The 18,979-nt window shown below is 33.9% G+C and carries 11 protein-coding genes and 1 pseudogene; 5 read left to right on the forward strand and 7 right to left on the reverse strand.

The annotated features are described in order from the left end of the window. Positions 1-932: 932 nt before the first annotated feature. Entirely contained in the window at positions 933-1,949 is a 1,017-nt protein-coding gene (hpnH, locus tag ETSB_RS07970) for an adenosyl-hopene transferase HpnH (protein ID WP_044107324.1), read from the reverse strand. Between the two features lie 1,666 nt (positions 1,950-3,615). Between hpnH and pyk the strand changes: the two genes are divergently transcribed. Together pyk and ETSB_RS07980 are read left to right on the forward strand one after the other, a co-directional pair. Beyond that, the gene (gene pyk, locus ETSB_RS07975) at positions 3,616-5,394 is read left to right on the forward strand and encodes a pyruvate kinase (RefSeq protein WP_044107325.1); all 1,779 of its coding nucleotides are present in this window, start codon (positions 3,616-3,618) and stop codon (positions 5,392-5,394) included. Positions 5,395-5,495: 101 nt separating this feature from the next. Beyond that, positions 5,496-5,870: a DUF4346 domain-containing protein gene (locus ETSB_RS07980; protein WP_044107326.1), complete on the forward strand. Its 375-nt coding sequence runs from the start codon at positions 5,496-5,498 to the stop codon at positions 5,868-5,870. Between the two features lie 1,119 nt (positions 5,871-6,989). On the opposite strand, the gene ETSB_RS07985 is transcribed toward ETSB_RS07980, so the two are convergent. Both ETSB_RS07985 and ETSB_RS10945 read right to left on the reverse strand, forming a co-directional pair. Beyond that, positions 6,990-8,987 carry an iron uptake porin gene (locus ETSB_RS07985; RefSeq protein ID WP_044107327.1) on the reverse strand — a complete coding sequence of 666 codons (1,998 nt, stop codon included), beginning with the start codon at positions 8,985-8,987 and terminating at the stop codon, positions 6,990-6,992. 437 nt (positions 8,988-9,424) lie between these two features. Beyond that, positions 9,425-10,781: pseudogene (locus ETSB_RS10945) on the reverse strand (cobyrinate a,c-diamide synthase). 714 nt (positions 10,782-11,495) lie between these two features. On the opposite strand from ETSB_RS10945, the gene ETSB_RS07995 reads away from it, so the two are divergent. Beyond that, entirely contained in the window at positions 11,496-12,152 is a 657-nt protein-coding gene (locus ETSB_RS07995) for a hypothetical protein (RefSeq protein WP_145972256.1), read from the forward strand. Between the two features lie 109 nt (positions 12,153-12,261). Here the strand turns inward: ETSB_RS07995 and ETSB_RS10400 are convergent, their stop codons facing one another. The 4 genes from ETSB_RS10400 to bioD all read right to left on the reverse strand — a co-directional run bounded on the left by ETSB_RS10400 (position 12,262) and on the right by bioD (position 17,033). Further along, a complete protein-coding gene (locus ETSB_RS10400) occupies positions 12,262-12,456 on the reverse strand; it encodes a hypothetical protein (protein ID WP_052470649.1) in 195 nt (64 codons plus the stop codon). A gap of 388 nt (positions 12,457-12,844) precedes the next feature. Then, positions 12,845-12,979, reverse strand: a complete 135-nt coding sequence (locus ETSB_RS10540; protein ID WP_269763991.1) for a hypothetical protein — start codon at positions 12,977-12,979, stop codon at positions 12,845-12,847. Between the two features lie 1,601 nt (positions 12,980-14,580). Beyond that, positions 14,581-16,338: an arginine--tRNA ligase gene (gene argS, locus ETSB_RS08005; protein WP_044107328.1), complete on the reverse strand. Its 1,758-nt coding sequence runs from the start codon at positions 16,336-16,338 to the stop codon at positions 14,581-14,583. Beyond that, a complete protein-coding gene (gene bioD / locus ETSB_RS08010) occupies positions 16,335-17,033 on the reverse strand; it encodes a dethiobiotin synthase (RefSeq protein ID WP_044107329.1) in 699 nt (232 codons plus the stop codon). The genes argS and bioD overlap by 4 nt, the downstream gene beginning before the upstream one ends. Positions 17,034-17,290: 257 nt before the next feature. Here bioD and ETSB_RS08015 point away from each other — a divergent pair, with 257 nt between their 5' ends. Together ETSB_RS08015 and ETSB_RS08020 are read left to right on the forward strand one after the other, a co-directional pair. Further along, entirely contained in the window at positions 17,291-18,304 is a 1,014-nt protein-coding gene (locus ETSB_RS08015) for a ribose-phosphate pyrophosphokinase (protein ID WP_232509928.1), read from the forward strand. Positions 18,305-18,392: 88 nt separating this feature from the next. Next, positions 18,393-18,809: a secondary thiamine-phosphate synthase enzyme YjbQ gene (locus ETSB_RS08020; RefSeq protein ID WP_044107331.1), complete on the forward strand. Its 417-nt coding sequence runs from the start codon at positions 18,393-18,395 to the stop codon at positions 18,807-18,809. The last annotated feature ends 170 nt before the right edge of the window (positions 18,810-18,979 follow it).

Here is an 18,979-nt window from a genome sequence, read left to right on the forward strand (position 1 = left end):
AGAAATAAGATTTTATTTTTTAGATTTCTAACAAGTTTATTTTATAAAACTATCGCTTTTAATATAGTAAATTATTATTTTTAAAACTTAGTAAAATCATTAGTTTATACCGAACTGATGATGTGTAATTAGCTAATTAAATTTAAAAATTAAAATTTTATAGATGTTTTAAACCTAGAACATCTTCTTTTAATTAATCTCAATTTAATTATCAATACCTTGATATTTGAAAATAATTGACTAGTTATATTAGTCTTAATATTTAATTAAAATCAGCTAAAACCCTACTGTTTAAATCTGACATAATTGTTTTTATTAATTAGTATTTAAGAGCTACATCTATCTCTTGTATAAGGTTTTTATCATCATGTAATTGAGTATTAACTTGTTTTGTTATAATAAATATATTTACTGCTACTTTAGCTTCTAGTATTAATTGATTAATAAAATCATCATCAGGGTTTTAAAAAAATAAACTAACTTTTTTAAAGTTAATTAAATTATTACCTTATTTTGGGGCTACTTTTTATGAACCTATTAATTTGTTTAAAAATTTTATAAGTAGAAAGATTCCTTTTTAAGACTAAAAAAATAAGAAAATTAATTAACTAAAAATTAAACATAAAAGTCTAAATATTATTTAACTAGGCTGTATTTAATTAAGCTCAAAATTAACATCCAATTTATGCTTACTAATATTTCTATTAGTTTCTAGTTTTATTTTAGACTTTTTCACTAAAGTAAAGTATGTTTTTTGTATTAGTTTAAAGTTTATCTATCTTTTTAAAAGTATTGTTCATTGATATCTAATTGTACATAATGTATATATTACTTTAATATAAAAAGGATAATGAAGATCAAAAATAACCTAGGAAAACCTCCTAGGATAATATGAAATTGTCCAATTTCTAAGAATTTATTTTTGACAACCCTTAAACAATAAATAGACTTTTTAAAACACGTCCCATATTAGCAAGCTTTATTGCATCTACAGCTGCAGTTGGTTCATAACCACAATGTACCATACAATCAACACATTGAGGATTACCACTTTTGTTACCATAAGTATTCCAATTAGTTTCTTCTAACAGTTCTTGAAAAGTTTTATAATGACCTTCATTCAACAGATAACATGGTTTTTGCCAACCAAGAACACTATAACTGGGACTTCCCCAGGGAGTGCATTCATAATCTTTCTCTCCTAATAGAAAATCTAAAAATAGAGGATTATGATTAAAATTCCATTTCTTTTTACCTGACTTCCAAGGACTCAAAATTTCTCGGAATAATGCCTTAGTTTGTTCTCGTTTTAAGAAATGATCTTGATCGGGAGCCCATTCATAACTATAACCTGGAGAAATCATTATACCATCGGTTTTTAAATGGTCAAGAAAATCAAAAAACTCCTGCATTTCTTGGGGATCTGATCCTTTAAAAACCGTTGTATTTGTAGTTACTCTAAATCCTTTCGTCTTCGCTGCTTTAATTCCGATGATCGCTTTATCAAAAACTCCTTGGCGATCAACACATTCATCATGTTTTTTTTGTAACCCATCAAGATGAACACTAAAAGTTAGATATAGAGACGGTTCAAACTTGTAGAGACTTTTCTCTAATAAGAGAGCATTAGTACATAAATAAACAAACTTTTTACGTTGTATCAATCCTTTGACAATTTCATCAATTTGTGGATGTAATAAAGGTTCTCCTCCTGGGATAGATACTACCGGTGCGCCACATTCTTCTACCGCAGCAAAGCATTCTTCTGGGGTCAGGTTGCGCTTAAGAATGTCTGGCGGATGTTGAATCTTCCCACATCCTGAACAGGCTAAATTACAACGAAATAGAGGTTCTAACATCAATACCAAGGGAAAACGTTGACGACCAAATAAACGTTGACTGATTATATAAGTCCCCACCTTAAGTGCTTGTCGTAATTGAACAGCCATATATTTTTTTAGACCTCTGAATTTCTCAACATTATAAACACAGTGGTTACTAATTGACAAATTGCGCAGAATATAAACTCTCTAAAATAGACAAAATAATTGCTATATATTGAATGAACTTAAAACTGCCTAATAAAATTGAATAATTTTCTAGTATTTAAATAAAATTATTCAATTTTATTTAAATACTAGAAAATTAAGTGTCAATTAATTCCAATAAAATTGGATAATTTTTGCCAAATAAGTAAATACAAGTAACAATTAAGGAAAACAATTAAAATCACTTTTTCTTAATAAAAAAAACTAGGATTATGCTTAAGTTATTGTTTATTCGATTACATTCAATTTGATTAATATTTGATTCGATTCTTTTAGTAAATTCTTACTTTAAATTTAAAATATTTAAAATAATTTAATAGGATTCATGTTAAACAACATTAATATTTTTCGACATGAAATTGTTACTATATTTTTGGATAAACTACTTGTATGTACTAAGTAATTATTAATAGTCATTGCTATACATATTTTATTTTTTTATAATACGTCAAATAACTTTATATTTGAGAATATTTTAAGAAAAATAACTACCTTTATTAATTTTCTTTTTTTAAAATCAGAACTAATTATAGTCTTAATTTTTATTTTTTTATATTACTAGCTCTTCTTTTAAAGTAATTTATAACTTTTGGAGGTTAGTTTGTTTTTTTTATGGAATTAAATAATTGTTAGATATCATAAGTTATTTAACATTTTAGGAGGCCTATTTGAGATATTTCATATCTCCTCTTTTCTTGATTTTTTTTTACTTCCTGAAAAATATGATAACTTTCCTATTTTTTTATAAATTAATTCATAAATTATCTTTCCAGTTATTCTTTATAAAAGCTTTGCCTGATTTACAATTTTTAGTTATATTTTCCATCCTCGTGTATTTCAACAGGATATTTTTGCTTTTATTCTCTTCTTAGAATAAATTTGTACGTAAGTCAATATTGACGATTCCTACTCTTCCAAGTTTATTGGACTAATTCTTTAGCTAGACTATCATCTAATGTTCGCTATTTCTTAATTACTTTTTTATTCTATTTGACTAGTTGAAATAAACTAACATAATCAAATTATTTGTTTCACTAAAAAAGTCAATAATCTTACTTAAGTTTCATATTACCATAGCTGTACTATAAATATTCAAGATTTTACTTATAAAATCAATATCTTACATAACTTTATTGTATAAATAAGTTTATGATTGGCTCTTAGCCAAAAACAGTTCACACTCTCACGAAACAAGTCGTCAAACATCTCGGATCAATTATTACCGCCTGAGTATTGGGTGGGGGTTAACGAAAATACTAAGTATGAAAGAATGAATAAAACTCAATATTTGACCCTCTGGTAATGATTTCGAGAGCTATCTACTATTTTTATACACTTTTCATTTGATTCAGTTGTCTGTTCTTGAATTGATTTCTAGTGATTATCTTAATGTTCCTGAGTTTCGAAAACTGCAGTATGCTTAAACTTGTTCATACTAAATATGACTCCTGTATAAAAAAATAGAGAACTTTTTATGATTTATAGTTTGATATATGAGATGATGAGCAAGGAAAACTAATCTTTAAGAATTACGATAGATCCCTAATTCTAGGGTCTTGATACCTACATGCAACCGCGACCCCTATTTCGTCGAACTAAAATTGTTGCCACTGTCGGCCCAGCTACTCAAAACAAAGAGGTGCTACGACAGCTTATCTTAGCTGGTGCTACGACTTTTCGGCTTAATTTTTCCCACGGTGATCACGATTACCATCAACATACGATTCGCCTCATTCGTCAAACAGCCTTTGAACTTAATGAACCTGTGGGTATCCTACAGGATTTACAAGGTCCTAAAATTCGTCTTGGTAAATTTGACTGTGGATCTATCAATCTAAAAAATGGTGATCCCTTTATTCTCACTAGTCGTAAAGTTGAATGCACTTCAGAAGCTAGCTACGTTAGCTATGAACATTTAACCGATGAAGTCCCTGATGGGGCGAAGATTCTCCTCGATGATGGCAAAGTAGAAATGCGAGTGGAGAAAATTGATCGCGCCAGTCAAAAATTACACTGTCGAGTAGTAGTTGGGGGTGTTCTCTCTAGTAATAAAGGAGTTAACTTTCCAGGGGTTTACCTATCGGTTAAAGCGTTAACTGCTAAAGATAAAACCGATTTGATGTTTGGACTCGACCAAGGAGTCGATTGGGTTGCTCTCAGTTTTGTCCGGAATCCTCAAGATATCTTAGAAATTAAGGAATTAATCGCTAATGCTGGAAAATCAGTTCCAGTAATCGCCAAAATCGAGAAACATGAGGCGATCGAAGCAATGGAAGAAATTCTTACTCTCTGTAATGGGGTAATGGTTGCTAGGGGAGATTTAGGAGTGGAGTTACCCGCCGAAGATGTACCAATTCTTCAAAAACGCCTAATTCTTACGGCTAATAAGTTGGGAATTCCGGTGATTACGGCCACCCAAATGTTGGATAGTATGGCCAATAATCCCCGTCCTACTCGCGCTGAAGTCTCAGATGTGGCTAATGCTATTCTCGATGGAACTGATGCCGTGATGCTTTCCAATGAAACAGCAGTAGGTAAATATCCCGTCGAAGCAGTAGCTACTATGGCCACTATTGCCGAACGTATGGAACAAGAACCTATCTTGATTAAATCTTCTTATAATCCCAAACAATCAATAACTAATGCTATTTCTTCGGCAGTTAGTCAAATTGCCCAGGAATTAGATGCGGTGGCCATTATGACCTTGACAAAAACGGGATCAACAGCACGAAATGTTTCTAAATTCCGTCCTCCCAAACCAATTTTAGCTATCACTGCTCATGTAGATGTGGCTCGACAGTTACAGCTAGTTTGGGGGGTTAAATCTCTGTTAGTTCTCGATTTCCCCTCCCCCAGTCAAACATTCCAATCAGCTATTAATATTGCTCAGGAAAATCAGTTAGTCCAAGATGGAGATTTAGTGGTAATGACAGCTGGAACTCTTCAAGGGGTTTCTGGATCAACAGATTTAATTAAAATAGAAATGGTCAAGGCTATTTTAGGAAAGGGACTAGGAATTGGACAGGCTTCTGCTAGTGGACGGGCGAGAATTGCCCATAGTTCTCGTGAATTGGGAGATTTTAAGGCTGGAGATATTCTGGTAGTTCCTCGAACCAATGCCGACTTTGTGGAGATGATGCGAAAAGCTTCAGGCATTATTACCGAAGAATCCAGTATTACCAGTCATGCAGCAGTTATTGGAATTCGCTTAGGAGTTCCTGTTATTGTTGCTATGAAAGATGCTACCAAAATTATTCGTGAAGGGTCAATCGTAACTTTAGATACTGAAAAAGGCTATGTTTATTCTGGAGCTGTAACTAGAGGCAATGGGAACGAATTATTTTAAGTTGTTAATCGTTTTTGCTTGACCTTACTTAACTTATTCTATTAGTTAGAATCATAGTGTTCTCATTCCAAAGAGAGTTTAAGGTACAATGAATGACTTAAATGCTAGAAAAAATCATTTCCATTGATAACGAACTGTCAAAACGTTTTATTTCTCTTGATCCTGGGGGCTACTTTATTATTTATCTTGAGCGTGAGGATAAGTTGATTTGTGCTGAACATTTTACTAATGTTATTAATGAGCAAGGATTGGCTGCTGATCCTGAAACCGGTGAAATAATTGCTTGTGAAGGAGGAGTTGAACGTATTTTTAAGACAATGTATAGGGGAAGAACAGCTAAAGAATTGTGTGTCAAAATCTTTGAAGAAATTAAACCTTGTCCAGTCACTATGTTAGACCATGCAGCTTATTTAGGGCGCGAATTTATTCGTGCTGAAATTGCCTTAATTAATAGGACAGAGTATATACAAGATTAATATTCAATGACGAGATGCTAAAGTAAGGAACCTCACTATAGGATAAAAAAATTTAATTAAGTTACTAAATAGTGAAGTTTAATTTTTAGTTGATAATTTGAACCACCAACTACAGCTGCTGTGGATGCATTATTCTAGGTTTTATGACAATATATCCACACTTATATTAGTGTTCGGTCTGTTTATTTTATTATTTTCTAATAGACCATATTCAAAAAGATATTGTTTTTTAATCTATGGATAAAATACCTACAACATTAGTCTGAGGCTTTGATTGTTTTAACTCAACAAGAGTTGTTGAAGTTTTAATGTTAATTTTTCGAGCTTAATTGAAGATAATTTTGTATTAAAATTAAATAATTTTTGGTTTGCACTAATTTTTTTATACTTAGGTTTTACGCAACACAAGTATAACAAATGTTAAAAACATAGTTATTATTCTTGATATTTAAGTCAAAAACATAACAAAGTTAACAATCACTAAAAATAGTAACTACCAACAATTAAGACTCAGATTTTGTTTAAAAGTAGTGTGAAGTTAGATGAGATTACTTTTTTAATCTAAATTAAGAGGATACCATTTAAATTTATATATAAAGAACTGGTAGATAAAAAATAGTCAAGATACTCGGACTTGTAAATAGATATTTTATCTAAGATATATTTCCAGTTTAGTTGTTAACTATTTATATCAAAAAAGCTTGCAAAGTTGTATATTATCAATTAATTATGTTGATTTTTGCTTGATTTTCTGTTAACTACGATAAATCAGTTAAAATTCTTGATAGAAGTGATCTAGATAACAGAAAACTTCGGTAGGATCGGGATGATATCTTATGTCCGTAGTACCAGACTGAGACAAATACTACCTCTGGCATGAGGCTGCCGTTTTCCTTTTCATCCATAATTTTGGGTCGAACTCGCGTTGAAGGCAATTTGTAGAAACTTAGCAATATCAGGAATCTCAAAGTTAAATTTCGCCTAATTGAAGAAATGTTAGTTGAGTATTAACTTAATCAAACTTCGATCTAAAAAAGTTTCTGAGCTCCGCTTTTTGAAATTTAAAGTATCAAAAAGCCCTGCTGTGATCAGCAGGGCTTTTTTTAATTCACACTATATTTAGAAGGAAAAGGTACCTCGAAGGGTTCCAACGACCTCACCATCAGACCCTTGCATATTCACAAATTGCTCGGGCTTGGAGATCCAAATCACACCAGGAGTCAAAGAAATGTTGTCTGTAACCTGATAGCGATAGAACACTTCAACTGTTATAGGGTTTTGCAGAGGTAATTCATGATACCCAGCAGTGGTGGGACGATCACTATCACCTTGATAAGGTTGAACCCCGGCAAACACACCTAATAAGTTACCTTCTTTGAACAAATCGGGGAAGGCGAAGCCACCGCCACCAGTCCAAAGTTCAGCACTCATACCACGACCAAGATAGCGAACGTTGTGGAATGAACCAAACGCACTGAAGTTAACCCAGTCATAAGGCCGCCAAGTTCCAGCAACACCGTAACTGTTAGTGACTTTACCACCCCAGTCAAAAGGATTAACTTCCAATCCGTCTAGAGAGTTACGTCCACTTCCATTAAAGGAAGTCGTGCTAGTTCCTGGATCTCCTACGCTTCCACCAGCAAAAGCATTATTTAGAGTAGAACGAGAACCGTTAGCAATGGAAGTACCAACAATTCCAGGTCCTTTGTTAATACCTTCACCGAAGATGGGGCTATCGGGTTTGTGGTAAGCGTGAACATAGGTAAAACCAATGTTCACACTGTCAAAAATATTGGTATTGATCTGAGCTAAAGCACCGTAGTTACCATTGAACAGACCATTACCACCGTCACTTTCAGCGTAGGGTTTGCCGGTCGCAGGGTTAGTACTTTTGCCACTGTTACATTTATCGCCACCATCACCATTTACACAAGGACTGTTGGGGGTTCCTGCTAAATAACCGAAGCTGATAGATGTAGGACCGAGAACGTTATTCAACCAGTCAAGCTGAACACTCGCACCAGCACCAGCACCACCACCAATCCGGTAAATGGGGTTACGTTGAGAAAAGGTACTTAAAGAGCCTTTACCACCGTCAAAATCCTCGAAGAAGGGGTTTAAAGTGGGCACGAAATCATACCACTTACCACCCCAAGCAGATACGTAGGTGTCAACCTTAAAGTTATTGAAGATTTCGATTGGAGCGTAGTAACCAACCCAGTCAATAACAACGTCATTGTCTTCTTCATTTCGCCGTGGCCCAATGTTAAAGGTTTGGGTGGCAGTAGGGTTGACAACAGTATTCTCCTCAAGAGAAATTCCGATAGGCTGACCTGTATCTGGGTTAATTACCCGTAGATCAGGCTGGTTCATAGTAAAACGATTACTTCCAGTCCCCGTACTAGCAGATAAACGAGTTACTAAAAGGTCTTCTCCACTGAAACTGCTGTTGAAGCTTAAGCGAATCCTATCTTGTAGAACAGCTTGGTTATCTTCAGATGAACGGCTACCACCTGCTGCAGTAACAGCAAAGATGACCTCCCCGACCAATTTTGTAGTAGTGGAAAATTGATGATCTTCTAAGAAAGCTACTCGTCCCTCTAAGTTATCGACCCGCGCGCCTAAAGCAGCAAGTTCTGCTTCAAATTCTTGCATTAATCGCTTGAGTTTCTCAATATCTTCCCGTAGAACCGCGACGTTCTCTTGAATTAGACGCTCCATGGTGTTTAGACAAGCGTTCAAACCCGCTGCAAATTCCCAACGAGAGGTAGCACGGTTACCTCGGAAAGTGCGGTCGGGATAACCAACAATACAACCATAACGTTCAACTAAACTACGAAGAGCTTCATAAGCCCAGTCAGTAGGAGATACATCCCGCAGTTCGCTAACGCTGGTTACTTGTTGGTTAGTTTCCAGTCCATCTTCGTCGCTATAGGTTTCTAACTGTTCGATCAACTGAGATTGATCAAATTGAGCAACCTCAGAACCCGTCATCTCGTCCCGAGAAACTCCAGCCTGTGACTTGGTTTCGGCTGCCGTTGCAGCGGGTGAGACGGCTAAAGCCATTCCCAACAGGGCTGGACTAATTAACAATGATTTCCAAAATGGTCTAAGCATTTTCAGCTTTTCCTCACACCTTATAGATGAACTACAAAAAGTTTTATAGTCTTACTTCTCATCTCATTATACACAGCTTTTTTAGATAACAATATACATAAGTTTATCTTTTAGTTAAATAATTCTATTATTATTTTTTTTTATATTTAAAAATTTTAAATAATTAATGTTAAAACCCCAGCTAGCCTCGCTCTTTTGTGTGAAAGAGTTAAACTAACTGGGGTTATTAGAATTATTTCAGAGAGGGGTCTTCTAATTGAGACCTAACTGCCGGAAGGAAACCTAGTAGTCAGTTACATTACTGCAAAGATTCCTAGAGAACAGCTCCGGCGCACAGCTGGCTTAATTCAATTAGGAGACCCATACTTTTACTACTATCTGTCATGGGCATCACCTCCTTTATTGCCTAAATGGTTTATCTCAAAACTTAACTGTATTTATAGTAGCTTACTTGATCTCAAAAAATCAAGACAGTGACCTAAAAATTTTCTAAAAAAATTAGAATATCCACCAAAATGAAGATGAATATAAAAAGCATGAATTTTATGTGTTTTTCCGCTTTTTTCATTAAAAATGAGTTATCTATCCATTTTCATACAAAAAATAGCGGATTATTAGATAGAAAAGTTAAGTGTGAGCGGTGAAATTTGGGGAGCTGTGGCTTGACGATAACCCAAAATCAAATTTTTTCTCATTATGACCGTAGTTGGTAGTATTCCCACCATTGGCTATTCTTGAGCTTGAAAATTAATGATTTGCTGGCAAAGATACATTAACCCCCCACATTCAGCATAGGCAGGAATTTCACTAGTAATTGCGGATTTTGCAGCTTTTCGTCCCCGACAACTCCTTGAGAGATCTTGAGCAAACATTTTTGGAAACCCTTCCCCGAAATAGAGACCATGAATATCCTGGGGCAAATTTTTATCCTCTAAGGGGCTCCAGGGAATAAGCTGTGCGCCCAAGGTCTGTAAGATATCTAGATTGTCTTGATAGTAAAAATTGAAAGCGTGATCGCTAGCTACAGCAATTTTTATGGGTGAGGGAGTAAGAGAATCAAGAGATGAGGAGGTAAGTAATGGCAAGAGATACTGCCAATTTAAAGCGGTTTCGGACAGGTGGGCAAGTTGTCGAAACAAAGACTCCAGGTGAGTCAGTTCAGTGGTGGGGATTAAACCGAGATGTCGAGCAGGAATTGTTAGAGAGTCTTGACGGCGTAGGGTTCCCAGAATAGGAATATTAAGAGTATCTAGAGAGAGACTGTTGGAGTAGGTCAAGGTGGAGATTGCTACTAGCCTTATTTAAAATGACTCCTACTAGATTAATATGAGGATCAAGAGAACTATAACCGTGAGCGATAGCGGCTACTGACCCCGATAAATAAGAACAATCACAAGAACCACAGGAATGTTTAAAAGTCGAGTAATATAAGCTGTACTTCCACCGTTTAGCGATCTTATTTCCTCAGATTTTTTTATCATTGCTCCCTTAAGCCTTGTGCCATCTGCTTTTTTACAGGGAATACCGTCAAATAACCCCATTGCCCCTTCGACTGAAGCATATTCAACCCCTTAGCAGTGTTTAGCAAAACATAATTAAACATAAGCTTCGGAGGTTAGAATCTGGTCTAAATTACGACAGGGACGGCTAGTAATAGCACTATGAAACATAGAGTCAATATAATTCAGTCCCTACTTTAAACGATTGTACTCGGTGCTTTTCGAATGCTAAAAAAGCAAGTAATGTTAGGGTGTCCGTTGTTTTCCCTACGCCACTGCGATCGCCTGCAATCATTAATGCTACTTCTTCATCTACCTAGAGTATTTTGTATTTTTATATCTTTCACACAACGGGTTTAACTATTTCGACAATCGTACGTACCATAATATGGCAGATTTAACATAAATTAGTAAAAATCTGCCACATTTTATAATGTTAACTTTATTTCTTCCATTGAAATACCACTTCTAAGAACTTGCTCTAGTCAACCGTCTCAAATGCTGTTTTGTAACATCGACCGATCTTGTCTTCTTTTACTCTAAAAATGGAATATTTAAGTATAAAGAAGACAAAGATGTTTGAACTTGCAAAGAATTAGCTTATTAGATATTTCCTAGGCACAGTTCAACAATAATGATAAATATTTCTAGGGATAACCGACTTTATTTATTGGATCTCGTTCCTCATTTATTAATTAGTAAATGTTAATCATTTAGGTTGCGAAGATTCCCTTTTAAACCGATGGATTCTCTAGAGTTCTTTCAGGATTTAAGGTAGTTAGAAGTTGTATATTGACAGAATACATAAAATGTGTAATGTACGGAATGAATAAAGCAGCTGCTGCATATCATCGAACTAACTCAAAGTTGCTTAGTTAATGAATAACCAAACTTGTTAAAAAAGTAAGAGGACTAAATTCTAGTTTAAATGCTCTAGAATAAAATTACAATTAACTTGATTAGCTTCAAGAGACGATCCTCTTTGAAAGTGAGTTGCTTAATAGAACCCGTGGAATCCGTACTACAGTCCGACAACAAAACCATAACCCAAATGGCAGTATTACTAGACTGTTACGGATTTGACCTGCAAGAATGTTCTCCAGCTGAATATATTGACTACTGGTTGACCTCTTGTTCGAGATACTGGATTCGTTTGGCAATCGTCGAAGCTTTGTATCAAGGACGTTACAAAGCCGTTTCTGTTGATCATATTCTTCGTCTGTGGCAACGAAGAGGACACCCTACCTTTCACTTTCCTCATGAATTTGAACGGTTAATCTGCCGCAATATTTTTGTTAACAAAAATATTGACAAAATTGAGTCTCAATCTTCAAGTACAAAGTTTCAAGAAATAAAGAAAGTTGATCAACCCGATAAAAAAGATATTCAACTTCAACCATCAAAAAACCTAAATTCTGTAGCAATACGCAGGTTAACTCAGTTTTCTAAAGATGTACCCCAAAGATTGGCATTGTTTTCTCCAATTATTGATTTGCATGATGGGACTTTAGAGAATGAACTGCCAGTTGATGAATTTATTTCATTAAACACAAAGTCAAAAAAAATAAAGTCCAAGCTTTCTATTCACCAATTCATTCCCCACTCGGATTCTTCCCAATTGTATACTAAGCTAAGAGCTGCTGTCTATCGAAAATTAGCCCAGTAAACTTAGGGATTAATCATAATCTCTTGTAATTAATTCTCTTTAATACTTAAAGAACTTACCTAGGCAGGTTTTATTTATCTAGCTTAACTATCAATACAGGGAATTAAATCTATTTTCTATTTAAATTTAATATCCAAAGGCTAGAGGGTTTTGTTGGAACAGGAGTAGGAGTAAAAGCAGGAGTGCCAGAATCATCCCGTAATTGGAAACCTGTTCCCCCATCACTTGGATCAAGAAAAGGTCGTAAATTAATGGCATTATTTTGAGGAAGATCAATTATTCTGTAGGAGTAAATTCCTATCAAAAATAAGACTCAATTGATTGATAATTGACTCACTAGTCTTACCGTCAGGAAAAGCATTAACGCCTCGGGTATATTGTCTTTCTTCTGCTGCTATTAAGGTTTAGAAAATTTGATTGCGAGTAATCTCAGGATTTTTACCAGGAGGAATGGTTAAAACAATTCGAAACGAGCGATCTTGTTGAGTGGTAACACAGATGGGGTCGTAGTTATTTTATCTTCCTGTTTTTAATTCTAATAATCTATCAGGTCAATATATTTCTAGACGACGACTAATTTCATGACAACGTCGTTGTGCCGTCTAACTATTTTCTAAATTATTGGGAATTGTGCAAGGATAAGTCCGATGGTCTTAATTTTTAGGATACTACATAACAGTATATCTACCTCTTTATAACTGAGAGATAAACCATTTATTTCCTAAATTAGTATCAAAAGGTGTAGGAGGAAAAAAGTTAGTTGGATCAGTTTCAATAACAATGTCAGCGAAGTTTGTAGGTGTATTATAGTTATTGGATTGAGCCATCACTTTTGATTATATAAAAACAGAAATAATAATTAAATGAAAGCATATTTTTTGATTAGAGAATTGCTATCTACCTTTACTGAATTTGTTATATTTAAAATTTACCTAAAAGTTAACATAAAGTAAAAATTTCCTCTATTCCAAAATACCTAAATCAAGGCTAGTCTTGATTTAGGTATTTTGGAACTAAGAACGTGACACTTTGATTACCGCAATAATTACTTATTCTTGATGATTTATTTCATAATTTTTTCCGATTAACTGAATTTTTTTCAACCACTAAGCCATCGTATTCAGTTGGTAAAGATACAGTTTGTAAATTTGGAAGAGTATAAATTGCTTGTACTGAACTTTTGTGGTCAATCCGCAATTGTATTATAGGATTTTTATAAAAAAACCAATATAGTTTATGCTTTAGACTGGTTTTGCGAAGTTTCTGTGTAACTACTTTCTCAAATCAGACAACTTTAAAAGTTGAGAGTGGTTTTTTCAGCTAGTTTTATTAGTTTTGCGCGAGCCTGCTCCAAAAATTAGACTGTTATTATGCTCCCTAGAATGTGTTTAGCATCATCTAGTTTAAGTTTATAATAACGTCATTGGGAGTCCAAAATGCCGTAATATTTCCGAAAAAATGGGTAAGCTAAAGTTTTTAACGATAACTGAGAAATTTCTATAGTTCTCATGGATTAGTGACCTTTTACAGGGTATATATTTTTCTCTATAAAAGCAATTAAATATCAAGTTTAATTTGATTAATCGTTGTATTTTCGATGTATTGTTGAACGATTCCGGAACAGCGAACTTTCATCAGTTAATTTAGAGACTTAGAAATCTATTGAAAAACAGTGAATATTATTTAATTTTTAAAAAATTGTATAATTTATATTATGACTCATGTTTTGCGCCAAAAATTATAAAAAAATAATAAATAGAAAAGATAAAATCTTGAATAGAAAGTCGTAAAGATATTTAACTTTTTCAAGATTAATTTAAATAATAATTACTGTATTTAAATACTATTATGGTTAGAAAACAAAACTAATCTATCATTATTTAAACTATAATGAGCTTGAGTAATTACAGGCATAATTTACAAGCAATCCTCTTATTTATTAATATAATCATAAAAATTATTGAATATAATATTTATCTACTTTGCCCTAAAATATAGTATTTCTAATTTTCATTTGCGTTAGTAAACTATTTTTTATAAAAGATAATAATTTTTCAGACTCTTTAATTTATTATGTATTAACACTATTGAATTAATTTTTAATGTATTTAAAAATTAAAATTTTGCAAAAAACATAAATTTTACTTAAAAACTCATTGTCAACCATTTTATTTTGAGACATAAAAGTTTGTAGATTAGATAAAATATATAAAATAAGACACTTATTCCAACTTAAGTAATTCAACTATAACAAAACGATGTATTTCTATAGTATAAAGCATAGATCTTCTCGATTAAGCATGATAAATGGGTAATTAAGTAATTTCTAATATTTTTATTTGTTGCTCATCTATATTGTCTATTATAAGACTTTAGACTTTTCCATCACGCTGTTATTGTAGCTAATCTAAACGCTCTAAAAGTTTCGTTACATTCTTTCCAAAACAGAAATTCCTAACAAAGACAAGCCTAATTTTAAGGTTCTTGCTGTTAAATCACACAGTAATAAACGAGATGTTTTCAAAGGGTTTTCTGATCTAAGGACTGGACAATTTTCATAAAATCGGTTGAACTTTTTGCTCAGTTCATATAGATAATCACATAAACGATTAGGGAGCAAGGTTTTCTCGACTTCCTTAATCACTTCATTTAACTGTACTAAGTATTTTCCTAGATCAATTTCAGTATCTTCTTTTAAAATAATTTCAATGTCTTTTGCTAACTTCTGAAAATCAATTTTTCCCTCTCGACTAATACTTTGTATCCTTGCATAAGCATAAAGCATATAAGGGGCTGTATTCCCTTGCAAGGTAAGCATTTTTTCATAACTGAAAACATAATCACTAGTTCGGTTTTGACTTAAATCTGCATATTTAACTGCACCAATTCCCACAACTTGGGAAACGTTATCAATAAACTCCCTAGATTCTTTTCTTTGTTCTTTCTTTAATCTTTTTTCAAAATCTTGACGTGCATGATTAACGGCTTCATCTAATAGGTCTCGTAGTTTCACTGTTGTTCCTGAACGAGTTTTTAATCTTTTGCCATCTTCTCCTTTAACTAAACCAAAAGGAATATGAATAATCTCTGATTGATCATGAATTATGTTAGCTTTTTTAGCTACCTGAAAAACTTGGGCAAAGTGATTAGCTTGCCCGGCATCAGTAACATAAATAATTCGTTCTGCTTTATCTTTTTCAATACGGTATTTTAAAGCAGCTAAATCACTAGTTGCATAGTTATAACCACCATCAGACTTTTGAACAATTAAGGGGAAAGGAGCACCTGCTTTATTAGTGAATCCATCTAAAAAAACACATCGCGCTCCTGCATCTTCTTTAAGTAACTTATGTTTGTCTAATTCTTTAATAATATCTTCTAAGAAAGGATTATAAAAAGACTCTCCTCGTTCAGTTAATTTAATATCTAACCGATTATAAATAACCTGAAACTCCCGACGGGACTGATCACATAATAATTGCCAAGCATGACGTGTTTTTTCATCCCCTGCTTGTAATTGAACTACTTTATTTTTAGCAGTTTGTTTAAAGGTTTCATCTTTATCAAAACGTTGTTTAGCTTGTTTATAAAATGTTTCTAAATCTCCAATATCTAAAGCATCTGCCGTGGTTAAAGCCTCAGGGCAGACTTCGTCTAAATAAGCAATTAACATCCCGAATTGTGTTCCCCAATCTCCCAAATGATTGAGTCTTAGAACGTGATACCCTCTAAATTCTAAAGTTCGGGCAATACAATCACCGATAATAGTAGATCGCAAATGTCCAACATGCATTTCTTTAGCAATATTGGGACTGGAAAAATCAACAATTACTTTTTGGGAAAGATCAGTTCTTTCTATACCTAAACGTGGATCATATCGACTCGCTTTAAGTTTACTTTCAAGATAAGTTATCTTCAGCCTAATATTAATAAATCCTGGTCCAGCAGTAGTGGGTGGATCTGCTAACTCTTTCAACGCTAAGTTGTCAATAATTTTTTTTGCGATATCTCTTGGATTTTCCCTTATTTTTTTAGCTAAAACTAGGGCAATATTTGATTGATAATCTCCAAATTTAGAATTACTTACCAAAACTACTAATGGATCAATTTCAGCAAAATCAGTTCCGAAAGCATTAACTAATGCTTGGCGAAAATATTGGGTTAATTGTTTGCTAATAGAAGTCATATTTTGTATACAAAAAAGTTATCAAATAAATACTCTAAATCTAGATTAGACGAAACTTGAGCTAATCTGTCGAGATTATTGATATCTGGTAAGTAGGGTAAAACCCCTAAAACTCGGACTCCCGTCAATCGTTGAATTAACTCTATAGGAATACAATCGGTTAATTCCTGTTGAGAAACCGACTCAGAGCAGCTTAAAACAATACCCTTAAGTTTAACATTGCTTTGACGAGCTAAGGCTACATTAGCTACCGCTTTGGCGATATCTCCTAACTTTAGCGGAACAACTAAAACTGTTAATAACCGCCATTCTCCCGCTAAATCAGCCATTGTTAAGTCCCAAGTTAGAGGAGATCCTAAACCCCCTAATCCTTCGACTAAAATAAAATCAGATGTTTGCTGCAAAGAGACTAAATCTTGCCAAACTTCTTGTAAAGGAATGGATCGTCCTTCACCTTCGGCTGCGATGGGTGAGTCCACAGGAGTTCGAAAAGACAAAGGTTTAACTACTTTCACCAAAGTAAAATCAGAAAATAACCGTTGATAATATTGGTAATCTCCTTCTCCTGTTTGTAACAGTTTCATCAAACCTAAAGGTTGATGGGAATAATATTTTTGCCAATAAGCCGCTAAAGCAGCTGTAACAATGGTCTTTCCGACCTTTATATCTGTTCCTGCAATTAACAATGTTTTCATTTTATAAATAAAAAACTCTTAAATTTTTCTTATAATTTTCGGTTTTGTTTAAATTTAGGAAATAATAAAAACAATCTTTTTTAATTGTCTCACCAGTTTGCTAACTTCTCAGAAAGGTTAGCTAAAACTTCCAAGTGTAAATAAAAACTATCTATGCATGTATATACATCAAAAAAACTTTTTATATTATGATCATACGTAAATAAGAAAACCTCCTCAAGCAAGCAAAAAATCTGAGATGATGGATTTGCTCTAATATAAAAGAACAAAAGTCTGCCGTGAGTCACATTCCTATATTAACATTAAACTCAACAGTGCCAACACTGTCAGAGAATAATCGTCTAAGTCTTTTTTCCGGGTCTGCTAATATTTCTCTTGCCCAAGAAGTGGCCTGTTATTTGGGAATGAATATTGGGCCGATGGTTCGCAAAAAATTTGCTGATGGGGAACTTTATGTTCAGATTCAAGAATCTATTCGGGGATGTGATGTTTATCTAATCCAACCCTGTTCTCATCCTGTAAATGATCACTTCATGGAATTGCTGATCATGATTGATGCCTGCCGTCGAGCATCAGCGCGACAGATTACTGCTGTCATTCCCTATTATGCCTATGGACGGGCTGATCGCAAAACCGCAGGGCGCGAATCAATTACCGCTAAACTGGTAGCTAATTTATTCACTCAAGCTGGGGCCCAACGTGTATTAGCTATGGATTTACATTCAGCCCAAATACAAGGTTATTTTGATATTCCCTTTGATCACGTTTATGGAGCTCCCGTGATCGTTGATTATTTAGCAAATAAACAGCTTTCCGATTTAGTGGTTGTCTCCCCTGACGTGGGAGGCGTAGCTAGGGCAAGGGCATTTGCTAAAAAACTTAATGGGGCTCCCTTAGCAATTATTGATAAACGCCGTCAAGCTCATAATGTAACTGAAGTGTTAAATCTAATTGGGGATGTTCATGGAAAAACCGCCGTCTTAGTCGATGACATGATCGACACGGCCGGCACCATTTTAGAAGGGGCTAAAGTGTTGCGTAAAAAAGGCGCAAGACAGGTTTATGCTTGTGCAACTCATGCCGTCTTCTCCGAACCAGCAATTTCTAGGTTATCGAGTGGGATATTAGAAGAAGTTATTGTGACTAACACAATTAGTGTTCCCCAAAAACATCATTTTAAACAACTAACAGTTCTCTCGGTGGCTAACTTAATAGGTGAGGCTATCTGGCGCATTCATGAAGATACTTCTGTTAGTAGTATGTTCCGTTAGTTATTTAATCGGTTTTTATTAATTGAAAATAATTGGCAATTGACTATTAATTGTTGATTATTAATTGTTTATCACTGGTCACTAATTTATGAATTGCCATCAAAAGAAACTGTCTATTTCAACCAAAGGAAAAGATTTTCATCGCATTACCCATACGATAGAAGAAGTGGTTACTGAGTCTGGAATTAAAACAGGATTGTGTACTATTTTTGTACTTCATACATCAGCATCATTAATAATTCAAGAAAATGCTGATCCTGATGTTTTAGTAGATTTATCTAATTTCTTTGCCCGATTAGTTCCTGAATCACGACAATATATTCATAGTACTGAAGGACCTGACGATATGCCTGCCCACATCCGCTCGGCGTTGACAAAAACCTCTGAACAAATTCCCATTAGTCAAGGTCGATTAGTTTTAGGTATTTGGCAAGGTATTTATCTTTGGGAACACCGCACAGGTAGTCATGAACGAAATGTTATGATTCATATAAGTGGAATTTAAATGTAAAATCCAAGTAGACTGATTAGCAGTATTTTTTTGTATTGCTAGTCAATCTATTACCAAATTTTAATAAATAAACTTTCTTAAAAAACCTCATAATCAGTTAATCGATAGTTATGATTAATAATCAGTAGTTTAAATTGTAATTTAAGCTCTTCTTTTCCCTAAGT

The organism is cyanobacterium endosymbiont of Epithemia turgida isolate EtSB Lake Yunoko (genome assembly GCF_000829235.1).
GTDB lineage: Bacteria > Cyanobacteriota > Cyanobacteriia > Cyanobacteriales > Microcystaceae > Rippkaea.

Bases quoted from the DNA above. Each gene is read 5' to 3' on its own strand.
- hpnH (WP_044107324.1), bottom strand. From the start codon at position 1,949: ATGGCTGTTCAATTACGACAAGCACTTAAGGTGGGGACTTATATAATC.
- pyk (WP_044107325.1), top strand. From the start codon at position 3,616: ATGCAACCGCGACCCCTATTTCGTCGAACTAAAATTGTTGCCACTGTC.
- ETSB_RS07980 (WP_044107326.1), top strand. From the start codon at position 5,496: ATGCTAGAAAAAATCATTTCCATTGATAACGAACTGTCAAAACGTTTT.
- ETSB_RS07985 (WP_044107327.1), bottom strand. From the start codon at position 8,987: ATGCTTAGACCATTTTGGAAATCATTGTTAATTAGTCCAGCCCTGTTG.
- ETSB_RS10540 (WP_269763991.1), bottom strand. From the start codon at position 12,979: ATGGCTCAATCCAATAACTATAATACACCTACAAACTTCGCTGACATT.
- argS (WP_044107328.1), bottom strand. From the start codon at position 16,338: ATGACTTCTATTAGCAAACAATTAACCCAATATTTTCGCCAAGCATTA.
- bioD (WP_044107329.1), bottom strand. From the start codon at position 17,033: ATGAAAACATTGTTAATTGCAGGAACAGATATAAAGGTCGGAAAGACC.
- ETSB_RS08020 (WP_044107331.1), top strand. From the start codon at position 18,393: ATGAATTGCCATCAAAAGAAACTGTCTATTTCAACCAAAGGAAAAGAT.